The organism is Stenotrophomonas sp. (assembly GCF_032061965.1).
GTDB lineage: Bacteria > Pseudomonadota > Gammaproteobacteria > Xanthomonadales > Xanthomonadaceae > Stenotrophomonas.
On the sequence record NZ_DAMBEF010000008.1, the window covers coordinates 48259 to 65799 of the forward strand.

Sequence of the window (17541 nt, forward strand, 5' to 3'; positions counted from 1 at the left end):
GCAAGCACTGTTCGTCAGCTATGTGACAGCCGCCGGCCACTCTTACGTCTTCGGACTAAGGTGTGCCCACGTCAGCAGGCGAATTTTCACGGGGTGTACCCATGTCCGTTTATTTTGGTGATAGGCTCGTGAACTTCCCGGCGGCCATGCCGGGATCCATGAGGCAGGGAATGAGCGGCATGGGTTCAGGGGATACGGTGCGTCATGAGCGCCCCGTCGGCGTCGCGCCGAGTGGGGGTACATCGCTGCGCGCCCAGTTGTCCCCGGTGGAGTTCGCCCTGTTTTCCCAGTTCGCGATCCGCAGGACCGTGCGTGCCGATGAGTCGCTGTTCCGTCGCGGCGAGCTCGGCACCTCGATGTTCATCGTCGTCAGTGGTGCGGTGAGCCTGGATTTTGGCGGCGGCATGGCGCCCAAGCAGCTGGCCTGCAATGATTTTTTTGGCGAACTGGGGCTGCTGATCGAGCGCCATCCGCGTTCCTGCGACGCACGTGCCAGTTGCGACAGCGTGTTGCTGGAGATCACCCACGCCAATTTCCACCGGCTGGTGGACCAGGACCCGGCGATGGTGGTGTTCTTCCTGCGGCGCACGTTGTCACGTGTCGTCTCAAGTGAGCAGCGCCTGATCGGCCAGCTCAGCCGCCGCAACCAGGAACTGGAAACCGCGCTGGGCAATCTGTACAGCACGCACAGTGAGCTCACCAGCACCCGTGAGCTGGTCTACAGCGACGACCTCACCGGTCTCAACAATCGGCGTGCGCTCACCGCCTACCTGCAGGAATCCCATCGCTCGGGCAAGCGTCCGCAGGGGCTGTTGCTGATCGATTGCGATGACTTCAAGGGTTTGAATGATGTGCACGGGCATCTGGTGGGCGACCAGGCCCTGCAGCGGCTGGGGCGCATCCTCAACTCGGTCGTGGGCAGGGACGACATTGCCTGCCGGCTGGGTGGGGACGAGTTCTGCATCCTGCTGGCACAGGCTGATGTTGACTGCCTTACCCGCGTGGCGGACTTCATCCTGGAAGCTGCCCGGGGCTGGAGCAGTGACCCGCGCGCTGCGGCCGAGGCCTGCTCGGTCAGCATCGGCATGGCGCTGGTAAATGACGGCCATCACTGGAACGACACCTACTCGCGCGCCGACAAAGCCTTGTATGAAGCCAAGCGCCGCGGTGGCAACCGTGCCCAGTGGTTTGTCGATGGCAACCCCGGACAGCGGCGGCTGGGGTGACAAGGTGCAGGATTCGGTTACGTCGAGCAGCGCAAACCGGCAGCTGAAAACGCTGGTGCTGACCGACCTGTGCGACTCGGTCGCACTGGTCCAGCACATGGGCGATGTCGCCGCTGCGGAGTTGTTCCGTGCGCTGGATATCCGCGTCCTTGGGTTGTTGCAGCGGTGGAAGGGGCGCCTGATCGATCGTTCCGATGGCATGTTGTTGCTCTTCGAGACGCCGGTCCACGGGCTTGGGTTTGCATTGGACTACCTGGATGAACTTGAACGCCTGGGGCAGTCGCGTCAGCTGCCCCTGCGTGCGCGCATAGGGCTCCATGTCGGTTACGTGCTGGCATGGCAGAACAGCGATGAAGCCATCGCTGCCGGGGCAAAGCCGCTGGAGGTGGAAGGCGTCGCCAAGCCCATTGCCGCGCGATTGATGGCCCTGGCTCGGCCCAACCAGATCCTGCTGTCGTCGGTGGCTGAGTCGCTGCTACGTGGCGGCCAACGTGAGCTCGGCGAGCGGGGCAATGGCCTGCGGTGGACCTCGCATGGTCGGTGGCACTTCAAGGGGCTGCCTGCTGCGCAGGAGGTATTCGAGGTTGGGACAGGCGATCGGGCGCCGCTACGCATGCCCGCGGGCTCGTCCAAGGCCCGGCGCGCGCTGCCGCTCTGGCGCCGCCCCGCTGCGCTGGTGGCGGAAACAATGCTGCTGCTGGTATTGGTACTGGCGGGATGGGCGTTGGTACGTCCGGACCCGGCCATTGCATTCGGGGAGCGTGACTGGGTGGTGGTGGGAGACTTGAAGAACCTCACCGATAATCCGTTGCTTGATGATCCGCTTGCGCAGGCATTCCGTATCAGTCTTGAACAGTCGCGCTACATAAACGTGATCAGTGACATGACCGCGCGTGCCACGGTTTCCAGAACGCGGCGCGACCCCGACAAGACCGTAATCGACCGCGCACTCGCCTCGGAAGTTGCATTGCGAAACGGAGCGCGGCTGGTGGTTGTTCCGACCATCGCCGAGATCGGTGGGATGCTGCGCGTGAGCGTCGAGGTCGTGGACCCCGTTACGCAGGCCACTCTCCATTCGGAGTACGCCGACGGAAAAGGCCTCGATTCGGTGTTGACCTCGGTAGACAGGCTGACCACCAAGCTGAGAACGGTGCTGGGGGAGTCCTCGAGTGCGGTGCGCTCTGCTTCCGATCCCCTGCCGATGGTGACGACGTCCAATCTCCAGGCTTTGCGGGCCTACTCGCTGGGGCTGCGCAACGCGCGTGAAGGAAACTGGCCCGCGTCCATGCAGATGTATCAGGAAGCAGCGAAGCTGGATCCCGATTTCACCCTGGCCTATCTGGGCGCTGCAAGGGCGAGCGCGAACATGTCCGGGCGCCCCGAGGCGATGCCTTGGCTGGAGAAGGCGGTATCGCTACGCGGGCGCCTGCCGGATCGCGAACGTCTCTACCTTGACGCCTGGGAAGCAGAGTTGAAGACCCCCACGCTCGCACTTGAAAAATGGCAGGTGATGGCAAGCATGTATCCCGATGACTTCTCGGGGCAGGCAAACGCTGCATGGCATTTGTACGTGGCCAACAGGTTTGACGAAGCATTGCCTTATGCGCGTGCCGCCGACGTACCGCAGGATCCATTGCGAACCTATGCGGCAGACTATGTCGCGCGCATCCTGTTGGCCGCAGGCAAAACCGAGCAGGCGCTGGAGCAGCTGCAGCAGATATCCGGTCCGGTCATGCCCGGTCATGCCCGGCGCATGGCCTCGGTATTGGCAGTCCAGGGCAATCCTGCCGAGGCGGAGCGCTGGCTGGACCGGGCGGCTCCGGTCGATGGTCCTGGCGCCGAGCTGGTGCCATTCATTGACCGGGTTTCCCTCGCCTTGGACCAAGGGCAGTGGCAGCGAGCGGACCAGTTGTCCAGGCATGTGCTGGATGTTTCCAAGCGCTCGGACCCGTTCGTCTATCAGCAGTTCGGTCTTGTAAATGCGATCGTTGATCACGCCCGGGGGACAAAAGGGCGGCAAGCAGCCAGGGTACAGGTCGCCAGCGAACTGACCGAGGAGATCACATCGTCACGTTGGGATCCACTCAATCGCGCCGATATGGCAACCATGCTTCTGGCAAATGCCAATCTGGCACTGCGCGAAGGTGATCCAAGACTGGCGGTTGATGCCCTGGCACAGGTACAGCGGTTGCCTGCTGAAACACGCTACATCGTGTTGAATGCCACCGAACTCACAACCCGCGCGGGTTTGTTGGCCTACCAGGGCAAGTTGGATCAGGCGTTGGCATTGTTGCCGATCCGTGCCGATGATGGGTACCAGACGCGGGTCATGCTGTTCGATGTCCTGACCAAGGCAGGCAACCATGCGGAAGCGGAAAGCCAGGCCCGCTGGTTGCTGGATCGGCGTGGCCATGCCTACATGGAAGCCAACGCTTCGCAGACGCTGCAGCCGCTGAACGTGCTGGATGCGCGCATGGCCCGGCTCTGGCTTGCCGAGTCACTGCTGGCGCAAGGAAAAGGGGAGCAGGCCAGGCACGAGCTCGACCTTTTTCTTGAACACTGGCCGCTTGCCGAGCTTCCCGGTCAGCTGCATTCGAGAGCAGAACGGATCCTGTCGGCCTCGAAGCAGAAGATCACGTTGTGATTCCCCGCTGCGGCAAGATGCTGCTGCAACAGTGCGCGGGCCTGGGCGATTTCTTCCTTGCTGGCCAATGTCGAGGTGGTCATGCAGTAGTAGGGATCGCCTGGTGCCGGAATGCCATGCGAAGCGCCCAACACAGCGCCGAGCTCGGCCAGGGCTTGTGCGGGATTGGCGTGGAATATGGCACGGAATGCATCATCCGTTGCCAGCTTCTCAAGTAGAGAATCCACGATCAACGGATCCAAACCGGCATGGCCCGCTGCCTCGTCATGGTTATCGTAAGAGTTGTCCATCTTTGTCCGCCTATGGCCGGCGGGGAGGGCATGCAGGCCCGTCCGGTCAGGATTGAAATAGTCTCCGCGCCCCCTGCGTGGAGCGAGGATGATACTCATGAAAGTGCGTCGTTGTATGTCGGTTTTTTTTGAAATGCGGGAGCGCAATCGCTTCGATCTGGGCAGTTTGCTGGCCGGTGGCAATGGCCTCATCAGTGAACGTGGCTGGGTTGCACTCGCGCCGCACCTGGAGGGTGAATGTCAGGTGTGCGAAGCGGAGATGCTTGCCTGCGGCAGTTTCAGCCCGGAACATTGGACAACGTTGGAGGGTGAGCCGACTGCGGAGATCACGCGATTGCTTGAGGTTGGTTTGCTGGTGGCCGATGTCGCCGAGCGATCGCCCTCGCGCGATGCCGATGATCACTACCGCAGCTTGCACTGGTGGCCATTGGCCGCGCTGATGCAGCGCTTTACGCGCTGGGATGCTGTCGATAGCGTGGGGTCAATGCAGCGCCTTGGTACCAATACCGTAGCCGGCCTGATCAAGCACTGTGGCCCACCGCCGCCGGCCACCTTGGACCGCGTGGCGATGGGGCCTGACGTCCGCTTGGAACAATATCCACACCGGGACCTGGACGTGTTATTCGCACGCAGGTTTACCTGCCGGAACTTCGATACAGGCAGGGCATTGGAGCGTGAGTACTTCAGCCGGATGCTGGAGCGGGTGTTTGCGGCGCAGGGCCGGGTCGAACAGGGTGACGGCGTGGAGTTTCTCAAGAAGCACACGCCTTCCGGTGGCAGCCTGCATGCGACCGAGTGCTACTTGATCGTGCAGCATGTTGAAGGGATCGAACCTGGCCTCTACCACTACCGGCCGCTTGAGCATGCACTGCGGCCGTTACCTGCGCCACAAGCTCCGCTGCGGGATCTGGCCTGCACGCTGCTGGCCGGTCAACATTGGTTCGCGAGGGCGCCGGTGTTGGTGATTTATGCGCCGCGCGTGGCACGTAGCCATTGGAAGTACCGCAGCCACCCAAAGGCCTACCGGGCGCTGCTGTTGGATGTGGGGCATCTATCGCAGACGTTGTATGTCAGTGCGACGGATCTCGGTTTGGGCGCATTCGTGACTTCAGCCATCAACGAGGCCCAATTGGAGCAGGCGTTTGGTTTGTCGGTGCTGGAGCAGGGAGCGGTTGCAATCGGTGGGTTCGGCTGGCGGTCAGCCGAGCAGGAAATAGCCGAACTCGATCCCGTCACCGTCTGTCGGCGGGGCTGATAAACCTCATCCGGGACGTGGCAGTCACGTCGCCTCGAAATCCACCAGCACAGCACCGTCCGCCACCTGATCACCGGCCTTGGCCCGGAACCCGTTCACCGTGCCATCCGCTGGCGCCTGCAAGGTGTGTTCCATCTTCATCGCTTCCATCACCAGCAACGGCGTGCCGCGGGTAACCGTGCTGCCCGCTTGCACAAGCAGGGTGACGACGCGGCCGGGCATCGGTGCCAACAGGCTGCCACCGTGGTCGTTGCTGCTGTCGGCTTCGGCGACCGGGTCGTGGATGTTGAAACGTTGTTGCTGGTCGGTGCCGAACACATACAGCGTATTGCCTTCGCGGATCGCCTGGCCGCGTTGCAGGTGCTGGCCAAGCTGCAGGGCGTAGCCATCGTTGTCGGCCTTGCCGACAAGCTCGATCAACGTGTCGCCGAGGTGCACCTGCCAGCCCTTGGCGGTATTGCGGACCTGCAGTTGCTGGCGTTGTTCCAGGTGTTCCAGCGTCACCGCACGTGCCGCCGGTCCGGTCAGCCGCCAGCTGTCGGCGATTGCCCAGGGTGACGTGTCGTTGCTGTGTGGCGGCTCGCTGCTGACAGCAAGCACGGCGGCCAGTGCCCAGTCCTCATCGCTTGCCGCGATGTGATGGATATCCAGCGCCTCACGCTCACGCTCGATCAAGGCGGTATCGAGGTTGGCGGTGCGGAATGAATCAGTCTGCACCAGTCGGCGCAGGAAGGCGGCATTGGTGGTCACGCCGACCACCTGGCACTGCGCCAAGGCCTGCTGCATGCGCTGCAGGGCGCTGTCGCGGTCCACGTCCCAGACGATCAGCTTGGCGATCATCGGATCGTAGAACGGAGTGATTGCATCGCCCTGTTCAACACCGGCATCCACACGCACATGGGTGCTGGGCTGCGGCAGGCGCAGGTGACGCAGCATGCCGGTCGAGGGCAGGAAGCCGCGGTCGGCGTCTTCGGCATACAGGCGCGCTTCGATCGCGTGACCATGGATCTGCAGTTGCTGCTGGGTCTTCGGCAACGGCTGGCCTGCGGCCACGCGCAGCTGCCATTCGACCAGGTCGGTGCCGGTGATCAGTTCGGTGACCGGGTGTTCGACCTGCAGGCGTGTGTTCATTTCCATGAAATAGAAATCGCCATCTGGCCCGGCGATGAACTCCACCGTGCCCGCGCCGACATAGCCAACCGCCCGCGCCGCATCGGTAGCGGCCTTGCCCATCGCAGCGCGGCGCTCGGCGGTCATGCCGGGCGCGGGGGCTTCTTCCAAAACCTTTTGGTGACGGCGCTGCACCGAGCAGTCGCGTTCGAACAGATAGACAACGTCACCGTGACTGTCGCCGAACACCTGGATCTCGATATGGCGCGGACGCTCGACGTACTTTTCCACCAGCACATGCGCATTGCCGAACGAGGCCTGCGCCTCGCGCTGACAGCTGGCCAGCGCGGCTTCGAAATCGGCACTGGCCTCGACCTTGCGCATGCCCTTGCCACCACCACCGGCGCTGGCCTTGATCAGCACAGGGTAACCAATCGCATCGGCCTGCGCCCGCAGGAACGCCGGCTCCTGCCGCTCACCGTGATAACCCGGCGTCAACGGCACGCTTGCCGTCTGCATCAGCGCCTTGGCCGAGCTCTTGTCGCCCATCGCATCGATGGCACTGGCCGGCGGCCCGATGAAGACGATGCCTGCAGCATCACAGGCACGCGCGAAGCCCGCGTTCTCGGAAAGAAAGCCATAACCCGGATGGATAGCCTGCGCACCGCTGCGGCGCGCAGCATCGAGAATGACCTCGGCGCGCAGGTAGCTCTCGGCAGCCGGCGCTGCACCGATATGGATGGCCTCGTCAGCCAGCCGCACATGTCGCGCATTGCGATCAGCATCCGAGTACACCGCGACGGTAGCGATGCCAAGGCGACGGCAGGTAGCAATAACGCGGCAGGCGATTTCACCGCGATTGGCGATCAGGATCTTGTTGAACATTGTCTTATCCACGATGTGCCGCGCGGGCAGGGAAGGAGCCGAGGGCTTTCGCCGTTGCTGTTGCGGTTGCTCTTGCTCTTGCTCTTGCATTGGTTGTACGGGCCCCTTCCGCAGCGACGGAGCCGGTGGGAAATACCCGAAGGGCGACGTGCAAGGATGCACGTCGTTTTTCGCCACGACAGGGATGTCGTGTCGAAAAATCCCATCGGTGGAGTGAACCCGGCGCGCGCAGCGTGCTGGGCGCGGAGGCGGGGTGTGCTTTCTTTTGGTTACTTCTTCTTTGCACAAGCAAAGAAAAGTGACTCGCTCCCCGTAGGGGAGTGAAAGCTCTTGTTCCTGGCATTGTCTTGAGAGGAGACTGCATGTGCATCACATACGGAACACACCAAACCGTGTGTCCTGCACCGGCGCATTGAGACTTGCCGCCAGCGCCAAACCAAGAATACGACGCGTATCAGCCGGATCAATCACCCCGTCATCCCACAACCGCGCGCTGGCGTAGTACGGATGCCCCTGCTGCTCGAACTGATCACGGATCGGCTGCTTGAACGCATCCTCCTCCTCGGCCGACCACGCACCGCCCTTGGCCTCGATCCCATCGCGCTTGACCGTGGCCAGCACACTGGCCGCCTGCTCACCGCCCATCACCCCGATGCGCGCATTCGGCCACATCCACAGGAAGTGCGGCGAATAGGCCCGTCCGCACATGCCGTAGTTGCCAGCACCGAATGAACCGCCAATCACCACGGTGTACTTGGGTACCCGCGCATTGGCCACCGCCATGACGAGTTTCGCACCGTCCTTGGCAATGCCGCCGTGCTCGTACTTGCGGCCGACCATGAAGCCGGTGATGTTCTGCAGGAACAGCAGCGGGATGTTGCGCTGGCAACACAGCTCGATGAAGTGCGCGCCCTTGAGCGCCGACTCCGAGAACAGGATGCCGTTGTTGGCGATGATGCCGACCGGATGACCGTGCACATGGGCAAAGCCGGTGACCAGGGTATTGCCGTAGCGCGGCTTGAACTCATCGAAGCGCGAACCGTCGACGATGCGCGCAATCACCTCGCGCACATCGTAGGGCTTGCGCGTGTCGCTGGGGATCACCCCGTACAGTTCCTGCGCATCGAACAACGGCGCCTCGCTGGCCTGCAGTGCAACACCCGCATCGGGCTTGCGCCAGTTGAGGTTGGCGATGATGGCGCGCACCCGTGCCAGTGCCTGCAGGTCGTTGTCGGCCATGTGGTCGGCCACGCCGGAGATGCGCGTATGCACATCGGCGCCGCCCAGTTCTTCGGCGCTGACCACCTCACCGGTCGCCGCCTTCACCAGCGGCGGGCCGCCGAGGAAAATGGTGCCCTGTTCCTTGACGATGACGGTTTCATCGCTCATCGCCGGCACATAGGCGCCGCCTGCCGTGCAGCTGCCCATCACGCAGGCGATCTGCGGGATGCCCTGCGCCGACAGGTTGGCCTGGTTGTAGAAGATGCGACCGAAATGATCGCGGTCGGGGAAGACTTCATCCTGCAGCGGCAGGAAGGCGCCGCCGGAGTCGACCAGATAGATGCACGGCAGGCGATTCTGCTGGGCGATTTCCTGCGCGCGCAGATGCTTCTTGACCGTGACCGGGTAGTAGGTACCGCCCTTGACGGTGGCATCGTTGGCGACGATCAGGCATTCCACCCCGGACACGCGACCGATACCGGCAACCATGCCGGCGCCGGGCACGGGATCGGCATACATGCCATGCGCGGCCAGCGGCGCAACTTCCAGGAAGGCACTACCTGGATCGAGCAGGGCATCGATGCGCTCACGTACCAGTAGCTTGCCGCGCGCGGTGTGCTTGGCGCGGGCTGCATCGCTGCCGCCGCGGGCGGTGGCGTCCAGGGTTTTATGCAGATCATCTACCTGCAGCTGCATCGCGACGCGGTTGGCTTCGAAGCTGTCACTGCCGGGTTGCAGCTGGGAGGTGAGTACGGTCATGGCCGAAGTCCTGGGTTCTGGAGCCTGTCTGCACGCGGAAGCATGGAAGCAGGGCTGTTGCTTATGCTTTTTGCTGTTGCTGTTGCTGTTGCTGTTGCCGTTGCTGTTGCTGTCGCTCTTGCTTCTTGCTGTTGCTGCTTTGTCCCTTCTCCCGCCTGCGGGACTGCAGCCCCCTTTTTGGGGGAAGGTGCCCCGAAGGGGCGGATGAGGAGAGTTTTTAAAGCTCTAAAGCTTTAAAGCATCGGGTCTGCTTGCCAGAAGCTTCCCCTCACCCCAACCCCTCTCCCGTAAACGGGAGAGGGGCTCTGGTTTCGCTTTTTATTCTGTGTTGCTTCACTTACATCACTTACATCGTGCGCTGGAACAACTCCCGCCCGATCAGCATGCGGCGGATTTCCGAAGTGCCTGCGCCAATTTCATACAGCTTGGCATCGCGCCACAAACGGCCGGCCGGGTACTCATTGATGTACCCATTGCCACCAAGGATCTGGATGGCTTCGCCCGCGGCCCAGGTCGCCTTCTCGGCCGAGTACAGGATGGCGCCGGCGGCGTCCTGGCGCGTGGTGCGGCCCTGGTCGCAGGCCTTGGCCACCGCATATACATAGGCGCGGCAGGCATTGAGGCCCACGTACATATCGGCCAGCTTGGCCTGGATCAGCTGAAAGGTGCCGATCGCTTCGCCAAACTGTTTGCGCTCGTGCACATAGGGCAGCACCACATCCAGCGCCGCCGACATCAAGCCCAGCGGGCCGCCGGACAACACCACGCGCTCGAAGTCCAGCCCCGACATCAGTACCTTGACGCCGCCACCAACGCTGCCCAGCACGTTCTCGACCGGCACTTCGCAATCCTGGAACACCAGCTCGCAGGTGTTGGATGAGCGCATGCCGAGCTTGTCCAGCTTCTGTGCGGTGGAGAAACCCTTCATGCCCTTCTCAATGATGAAGGCGGTGATACCGCGCGAACCCGCGTCCGGATCGGTCTTGGCGTAGACGATCAGCACATCGGCATCGGGACCATTGGTGATCCACATCTTGTTGCCGTTGAGCACGTAGCGATCGCCGCGCAGGTCGGCGCGCAGCTTCATCGACACCACATCCGAGCCGGCGCCCGGTTCGCTCATCGCCAGCGCACCGACGTGTTCGCCGCTGCACAGCTTGGGCAGGTAGTTGTGCTTCTGCGCCTCGCTGCCATTCTTGCGCAGCTGGTTGAGGCAGAGGTTGGAGTGCGCGCCATAGGACAGGCCGATGCCACCGGAGGCGCGCGAGATTTCCTCCATCGCCACCACATGCGCCAGGTAACCCATGCCGCTGCCGCCGTATTCTTCTTCCACGGTCATGCCCAGCAGGCCTTGTTCGCCGAGCTGGCGCCAGAGCTGATTGGGAAAGTGGTTGCTGGCGTCGGCTTCGGCAGCGAGCGGGGCGATATGCGCGGCGGCAAACTGCGCCACGCTCTCGCGCAGCATGTCGATTTCTTCGCCCAGATCAAAGGACAGGGTAGGGACGTGCATGGCTGGCTCCGGTACGGCGTGGCGATAAGGGGCGCACCGGGTTGGGGTGACGGCAGGAGGCCGTCGGCACGGGCGTTTGCGCGCAGCCTAGCGGCTCCCGAGGAAAAAGTGAATACAAATTCAAAAATTGAACATAGAATCAACAAATGGCTTACAAGCGCTCGGAATTGATGGAAAAGCGGCTGGCGGGCAACCGCGAGCGGATCCTGGTCGCGGCCCGCCGGCTGGTCGCTGCCGGCGGCTATCGAAGCGCCCCGATCACAGCCGTGGCGGCCGAGGCAGGCGTCTCTACGGGATTGATTTACCGGAATTTTCCGTCCAAGGCCGAGCTGTTCGTGGAGGTACTGACGTTCGCCGTGGAGCACGAGCTGGAGATCCTGGCGGCAATTGCTGACGAGCCCCTGCCGGCACCGCAGCGCCTGCAGCGGGCGGTTGCCTCGTTCGTGCGCCGGGCCATGGCCGGCCCCGGGCTGGCGTATGCCTTCATTGCCGAGCCGGTGGACCCGGAAGTGGAAGCCGAGCGCATCCGTTGCCGGCGTCTGTTCGGCGATGTGTTCAAGCGGATCCTCGACGATGGCGTGCGTGCCGGCGAGTTGCCAGAGCAGGATCTGGATATCAGCGCGGCGTGCATCGTGGGGGCCTTCACCGAGGCGCTGGTCGGGCCCACGGCCCCCAGCCGCGATGGCCTGCGCGATGGCGAGCATCTGGTCGCGGCCATTGGTGCACTGTGCCTGCGCGCGGCAGGCGCGCCGCAGCCGGGCTGAGTTCCGTGGTTATGCGGATGGTGCAATGCCGCACATTTGTGCGCGTTCATGGGCATTGCGGGAGCAGCCCAACGCTGGTCTATACTCGCCGGGCAAAGCGGTCCACCGACTACTCGCCCGGGGTGATGAGACGTGCGGAATTACGACCTTGAGTTTCTGAAGCGCTTTTCCATCGTGATCGGCATCCTGGCCGTCATCACGATTGGCTTGATCATCTTCGCGTCTTTCCTGCAGCACGCCATTCCCAAGGAAGTCTCGCCGACGGCGACCAAACGTCTCGAGCAGCGCATTGCGCCGATCGGTGCCGTGTATGCAGGCGCCACCGGTGCTTCCGCGCAGGCCGCGGCGTCGGCTGCAGCCGCCGCGGCGGCTGCAGCCAGCGGCGCCTACGGCGGCACCCTCGATGGCAAGACCATCTTCGACAACCTGTGCACCGCCTGCCACACCAGCGGCGTCGGCAACGCGCCGACCCTGGACCACAGCCACTGGGATGCGCGCTTGGCGCAGGGCAAGGACACCCTCTACAAGCACGCCATCGAGGGCTATACCGGCCCGGATGGCGGCATCATGCCGCCCAAGGGTGGCAATGCCGGGCTCAGCGAGGAGCAGATCCACGCCGCGGTGGATTGGATGACCTCCAATCTGAAATAGAAAGCCGCCAGACTCGCGCAGCTGGCCCTTGGCCAGATTGCTGCAAAATAGCCGGCGCCGCCCCTTGAGGGCGGCGCTTCTGTTTCCGCCTTCCTCGGAGTGCGTCCATGCGTTGTACCCCTTGCTTGCTTGCCCTGGCCCTGGCCCTGGCCGCTGCCTGTTCCGGCGCGGCGCTGGCTGCCCCCTCCAAGCCTGCCGTGCTGTCGATCGGCAGCGTGCAGGGCAATGCCGAGCGCAGTCCCTACGAGGGCAAGCGCGTCACCATCGAAGCCGCGGTGACGGCCGACCTGCGCGATGGCCTCGGCGGTATTTATGTGCAGGATGCAGGTGATGGCGATGCCACGACTTCCGACGCAATGTTCGTGCAGGTGCCGGCAAGCCAGGACGTGCAGCCGGGTCAATGGCTGCGCATCACCGGCACCGTGCAGGAACTGGCCGCCGGCAAGGGCAACCAGGGCCTGACCACCTTGCAGGCGGAGGCTGTGAGCCCGCTGGCGGCGCGACCAGCGCCAGCTGCTGTGGTGTTGGGCGATGTGCCGGCCAGCTGGGAAGCGCTGGAAGGCATGCAGGTACGCATCCCCAACGGCCTGACCCTGGCCGGGCAGGACCAGCTGAGTCGCTACGGTGAGCTGACCGCGGCCTTCGGTGGCCGCCTGTGGCAGCCCAGTGAAGTGGCCGCTGCCGGCAGCCCGGAGCAGATCGCGGTGATTGCTGACAACACTCGCCGCCGGCTGCGCCTGGATGATGCCAGTGGCAAGCGTGACCCCGGCAGCGTCGCTTACCTGCCGCAGGGTCAGGTGCTGCGCAGCGGCATGGCGCTGCAGGATGTGCAGGGCATCGTCGACCAGCGCTTTGACGATGGCTATCGCCTGCAGCTGACCGCACCGCTGACGTTGGGTGCGGACCAGCGCCCGCAGCAGGCGCCGACCGTGGACGGCGGCCTGCGCATTGCCGCCTTCAACCTGGAGAACTATTTCAATGGCGACGGCAAGGGCGGCGGCTATCCGACCCTGCGCGGCGCCAAGACCGCCGAACAGCAGGCCGCACAGCAGGCCAAGCTGATCACCACCATCGGCAGCCTCAATGCTGACGTCGCCGCGCTGATGGAGCTGGAGAACGACGGCTATGGCCCGGGTTCGGCGATCGATCAACTGGTGCGTGCGCTCAATGCCGCGCAGGGCAAGGACGGCGACTGGCGCTTTGTCGATGCCGGCCAAGGCCCCGGCGACAACCCGATCCGGGTCGGCATCATCTACCGTGCTTCAAAAGTGAGCCCGCTCGGCAAGCCGGCGGTGCTGGAACGCGAACCCTTTGGTGAGCGCAGCCGCGTACCGCTGGCGCAGGCCTTCCGCATGGGCCGCAAGGGCACGCCGTTCGTGGTGGTGGCCAACCACTTCAAGTCCAAGGGGTGTTCTGAAGCGACGGGGGGCGACGCGGACCACAACGACGGCCAGGGCTGCTGGAATGCGACCCGCGTCGAGTCGGCCAAGCTGCTGCACACCTGGTTGCAGGGCGACCCCACCGGCAGCGGCAGCCGCGACGCGGTACTGCTGGGCGACTTCAACGCCTATGCGATGGAAGACCCGATCCGCACCTTGAATGCCGATGGTTGGCAGGATGCCTTCAAGGTGGCCGGCGTGCAGCAGCCTTACAGCTACGTCTACAACGGCTTGACCGGTCGCCTGGACCACGCGCTGCTGAGCCCGGGCATGGCGGCGCGGCTGAAGGGCGCGGCCGAGTGGCATATCAATGCTGATGAGGCCGACGAGATGGGCTACCAGGGCCGCAATGTGCCGGGACCGTGGCGCAGTTCGGATCATGATCCGCTGTTGTTGGGATTTGAGCCCTGAGGCCAGGAACCAGAGGGTAGGAACCAGGAACGAGTGGTGGTTCTGGCGACGTGTTCGTTTTGTTGGCTTGATGGAAGTGCCGGGAGAGGGTGAGCAGAGGGGCTTTGCCGCCTCTCCCCTTGCGGGGCGATGCGGGTCGCTTGCGAACCAACGGCTCGCGACACGTTGAGCGCCCCCGCTGCGCAGCGGGGGCAGGGGCGCGGAGCGGGGTTGGGGAGAGGGGTAGCTCTTCGCAGGCAACCTGGCTCAGTCAAGCGGCTTCGCCGCCCCCTCTCCTGCCTTCGGCATCCTCTCCCGCAAGGGGAGAGGAGAGGGGCAACAGCTGCAATTCTTCGCGGGCGTTCAAGCGCGAGGCGCTTCGCGGGCAACCTGGCTCGGGCAAGCGGCTACGCCGCCCCTCTCCTGCCTTCGGTATCCTCTCCCGCAAGGGGAGAGGAGAAGAGCGCCAGCTGCGGTCCCTCAAAGTGTCCCGCGCGCAATCAGGCCAATCGCCAGCACCGCCAATGCCAGGCCGACGCGATTCCACATGCTGGTTTTCTCGCCAAATACCAGCACGCCGACCAGCGCGCCCAGGCACACCACGCCAATGTTCATGCCTGCAAAAATCGTTGCCGGGCTATGCGGCAGCGCCTGGTGGGCGCGCACGTAGAACAGGATGTTGCCGAAGTTGAGCAGGCCGAGCAGCAAGCCGTAAACCAGGTTGGCCGGAGTCAGCTGGCTGCGGCCGCTGAGATGCCGCTGCAACTGCCAGCCCAGCATCAGCACGAAGGCGATGCCGAAGCTCACCAGCAGCGCGGCAGTGGAGGGCGTCCCGGCCGCCGCAACCTGCTTCAACAGGATGTCGATCAAGGCAAAGCCTGCCCAGACCCCAAGCAACCAGCCCCAACCTTGTGTCGCAGCGGTCTTGCCGTCACCGCTGCGCGCGCTCACACCAACAATGGCCAGCAGGCCCAGCCCGAGGCCGGCCAGCTTCCAACCATTGGCCTGTTCGCCGAACAGCAGGAAGGCGGCCGCCAGCGACAGCAGCAGCGACAGGCGCTGGGCTACATCGCTGCGCACGATGCCGGCCTCGCGCACAGCGCGGGCCAGCACCAGGAAGATGCCGGGCAGGGCCACGGCCAGCCCAAGCAGGGCCAGCCAGGGCGTATGCGCGCTCTGCAGGGATTGCAGCGAGGGTTTGAGCAGCAGCAGCGACAGCACGCTGGCCGCCAGGTAGTTCCAGGTCACGGCCTGGGCAATGTCCACGCCGCGGCGGGGGGCCAGCTTCAGCAGCACCGAGACCAGGACGCTGCAGATCACGCTGAGTATCAGGAAATGCATGATGGAAAGGACTGTCTGCGGTGGGGGCGGTGAAGCCACGGGACGGGGCCGGTATTATGGCCGCATGCAAACGCCCCCATTCCCCCACGAATCGGCGACGCTGACCCTGGATGGCCCGGTCGGGCCGTTGGAAGTGTCCGTCGACCTGCCCGATGGCGATGCCGCAGCGCGGCCCATCATCGCGGTCATCTGCCACCCGCTGTCCATCGAGGGCGGCAGCATGCACAACAAGGTGGTGACCATGGTCTCGCGCGCGCTGCGCGACCTGGGCATCACCACGGTGCGCTTCAATTTCCGCAGCGTGGGCGCTTCGGCCGGCACCTATGACAATGGCGAGGGCGAAACCGATGACCTGCGCGCGGTGGTTGCCTGGGTGCGCGCGCAGCGCCCCGACAGCGCCTTGTGGTTGGCCGGCTTCAGCTTTGGCGCCTATGTGTCGCTGCGCGCAGCTGGCGCGCTGCAGCCGCAGGCGCTGATCTCGATCGCACCGCCGATCGGCCGTCGCACCTGGGATTTCAGCCAGGTGCAGCCGCCGGCCAACTGGCTGGTGGTGCAGGGCGATGCCGACGAGGTGGTCGATGCCCAGGGCGTCTACCAATGGCTGGAGTCGCTGGCCGATCCGCCGCAGCTGGTGCGCATGCCGGACACCTCGCATTTCTTCCATCGCAAGCTGATCGACCTGCGTGGCGCGATCCAGCATGAAGTGCGGCGCTGGCTGCCCGACGACAGCAACTGAGCATGGACGCGATGACCCCCTCGCAACGCTACGCCGCTGGCGTGGCCCGTGGCGACTGGCGCGATGACGTGGCCCAGCACGCCGCCCTGGCCGAGCTGGATCGTATCCATGACGCCATCACCGATAGTGCGCAGGAGGGGTGGTTGGATCGGCTTTCCGCGTTCTGGAAGAAGCCCGAGCCGGTCAAGGGCCTGTACTTCTGGGGTGGCGTAGGCCGTGGCAAGACCTTCCTGGTCGACCTGTTCTACGACGGCCTGCCGATCAAGCAGAAGTACCGCACCCATTTCCACCGTTTCATGCGTGGCATCCACGAGCAGCTGCATCAGCACCAGGGCCAGAGCGATCCGCTGGCCAAGATCGCCCAGCAGTGGCGTGACAACCTGCGTGTGCTGGTGCTGGACGAGTTTTTCGTTACCGATATTGGCGACGCGATGTTGCTGGGACGCTTGCTGGAACGGCTGTTTGCCGAGGGCGTGACCTTGGTGACCACGTCCAACACCGCGGTGGAGAACCTGTACCTCAACGGGCTGCAGCGGGAAAGCTTCCTGCCGGCCATCGCGCTGTTGCAGAAGCACTGCGTGGAGCTGTACGCCGAAGGCACCGAGGACTACCGCATGCGTGCGCTGACCCGCTCGCCGGTATACCGCGCGCCGCTCGATGGTGAGAGTGACGCCTGGTTGGCCGGGCGCTGGAAGGAGCTGAGCGGTGCCGAAGAGGCGCGCAGCGGCAATATCCAGATCGAAGGCCGCAAGATCCCGGTGCGCGGCCGCGGCAAGAGCATTGTCTGGTTCGATTTCGCCGCCTTGTGCGAGGGGCCGCGTGGTCCGTCCGATTACATCGAGATCGCGCGCGAATTCAACACCGTGCTGCTGGGGGGCATCCCGCATTTCGATCGGATGAATGAAGATGCGGCGCGCCGCTTCGTCAACCTGATCGACGAGTTGTACGACCGCCAGGTCAACCTGGTCTGCACCGCCCAGGATGCGCCGCCGCTGCTATACAGCGGTACTCGCCTGGCCGGCGCCTTCGAGCGCACCGCCAGCCGCCTGATCGAGATGCAGAGCGCCGAATACCTGGGCACCGCCCACCGGCACTGACACGCCCCACCGGTAGTGCCGAGCCATGCTCGGCAGAAGCATTCCCGATAATGCATCCGTGTAGTGCCGAGCCATGCTCGGCAAGGGGCATTACCGGTAAAACCTGTGCCGAGCATGGCTCGGCACTACCTTGGGCTATCGGTAGAGCCTCAGCCGAGCATGGCTCGGCACGACAGGTGCGTTTCGGGCTTTAACCCCACTGGCCATCCCCATCCGTTTCCAT

General features: G+C 64.1%; 13 protein-coding genes. 8 read left to right on the forward strand and 5 right to left on the reverse strand.

Annotation, left to right across the window (positions count from 1 at the left end):
• Positions 1-179 precede the first annotated feature (179 nt).
• Complete coding sequence (locus RT460_RS06175; protein ID WP_313317822.1) at positions 180-1226, forward strand: GGDEF domain-containing protein; 1047 nt, start codon at positions 180-182, stop codon at positions 1224-1226.
• Positions 1227-1230: 4 nt separating this feature from the next.
• A complete protein-coding gene (locus tag RT460_RS06180) occupies positions 1231-3870 on the forward strand; it encodes a putative peptide modification system cyclase (protein WP_313317912.1) in 2640 nt (879 codons plus the stop codon).
• Here RT460_RS06180 and RT460_RS06185 read toward each other — a convergent pair.
• A complete protein-coding gene (locus RT460_RS06185) occupies positions 3810-4259 on the reverse strand; it encodes an NHLP-related RiPP peptide (protein WP_313317823.1) in 450 nt (149 codons plus the stop codon). The two genes, RT460_RS06180 and RT460_RS06185, sit on opposite strands and share 61 nt — an antisense overlap.
• Between RT460_RS06185 and RT460_RS06190 the strand changes: the two genes are divergently transcribed.
• Positions 4258-5415: a putative peptide maturation dehydrogenase gene (locus RT460_RS06190; protein ID WP_313317825.1), complete on the forward strand. Its 1158-nt coding sequence runs from the start codon at positions 4258-4260 to the stop codon at positions 5413-5415. The genes RT460_RS06185 and RT460_RS06190 overlap by 2 nt on opposite strands.
• A gap of 24 nt (positions 5416-5439) precedes the next feature.
• On the opposite strand, the gene RT460_RS06195 is transcribed toward RT460_RS06190, so the two are convergent.
• The 3 genes from RT460_RS06195 to RT460_RS06205 form a co-directional block, all read right to left on the reverse strand.
• On the reverse strand, positions 5440-7410 hold the full coding sequence (locus tag RT460_RS06195) for an acetyl/propionyl/methylcrotonyl-CoA carboxylase subunit alpha (RefSeq protein ID WP_313317827.1): 1971 nt from the start codon (positions 7408-7410) through the stop codon (positions 5440-5442).
• Between the two features lie 369 nt (positions 7411-7779).
• Entirely contained in the window at positions 7780-9390 is a 1611-nt protein-coding gene (locus RT460_RS06200; RefSeq protein ID WP_313317829.1) for a carboxyl transferase domain-containing protein, read from the reverse strand.
• 346 nt (positions 9391-9736) lie between these two features.
• Positions 9737-10900, reverse strand: a complete 1164-nt coding sequence (locus RT460_RS06205) for an isovaleryl-CoA dehydrogenase (RefSeq protein WP_313317831.1) — start codon at positions 10898-10900, stop codon at positions 9737-9739.
• 146 nt (positions 10901-11046) lie between these two features.
• Between RT460_RS06205 and RT460_RS06210 the strand changes: the two genes are divergently transcribed.
• The 3 genes from RT460_RS06210 (at position 11047) to RT460_RS06220 (ending at position 14165) form a co-directional block, all read left to right on the forward strand.
• Complete coding sequence (locus tag RT460_RS06210; protein WP_313317833.1) at positions 11047-11664, forward strand: TetR/AcrR family transcriptional regulator; 618 nt, start codon at positions 11047-11049, stop codon at positions 11662-11664.
• Positions 11665-11796: 132 nt separating this feature from the next.
• On the forward strand, positions 11797-12315 hold the full coding sequence (locus RT460_RS06215) for a c-type cytochrome (RefSeq protein ID WP_313317835.1): 519 nt from the start codon (positions 11797-11799) through the stop codon (positions 12313-12315).
• A 107-nt stretch (positions 12316-12422) separates the two neighbouring features.
• Entirely contained in the window at positions 12423-14165 is a 1743-nt protein-coding gene (locus RT460_RS06220) for an ExeM/NucH family extracellular endonuclease (protein ID WP_313317837.1), read from the forward strand.
• 459 nt (positions 14166-14624) lie between these two features.
• Here RT460_RS06220 and RT460_RS06225 read toward each other — a convergent pair whose 3' ends face one another.
• Positions 14625-15485 (reverse strand): EamA family transporter, encoded by an 861-nt coding sequence (locus RT460_RS06225; RefSeq protein WP_313317839.1) that lies wholly within the window; start codon positions 15483-15485, stop codon positions 14625-14627.
• A 64-nt stretch (positions 15486-15549) separates the two neighbouring features.
• On the opposite strand from RT460_RS06225, the gene RT460_RS06230 reads away from it, so the two are divergent.
• Together RT460_RS06230 and zapE are read left to right on the forward strand one after the other, a co-directional pair.
• The gene (locus RT460_RS06230) at positions 15550-16221 is read left to right on the forward strand and encodes an alpha/beta hydrolase (RefSeq protein ID WP_313317841.1); all 672 of its coding nucleotides are present in this window, start codon (positions 15550-15552) and stop codon (positions 16219-16221) included.
• Between the two features lie 2 nt (positions 16222-16223).
• A complete protein-coding gene (gene zapE, locus RT460_RS06235; protein WP_313317843.1) occupies positions 16224-17318 on the forward strand; it encodes a cell division protein ZapE in 1095 nt (364 codons plus the stop codon).
• Positions 17319-17541: the final 223 nt, after the last annotated feature.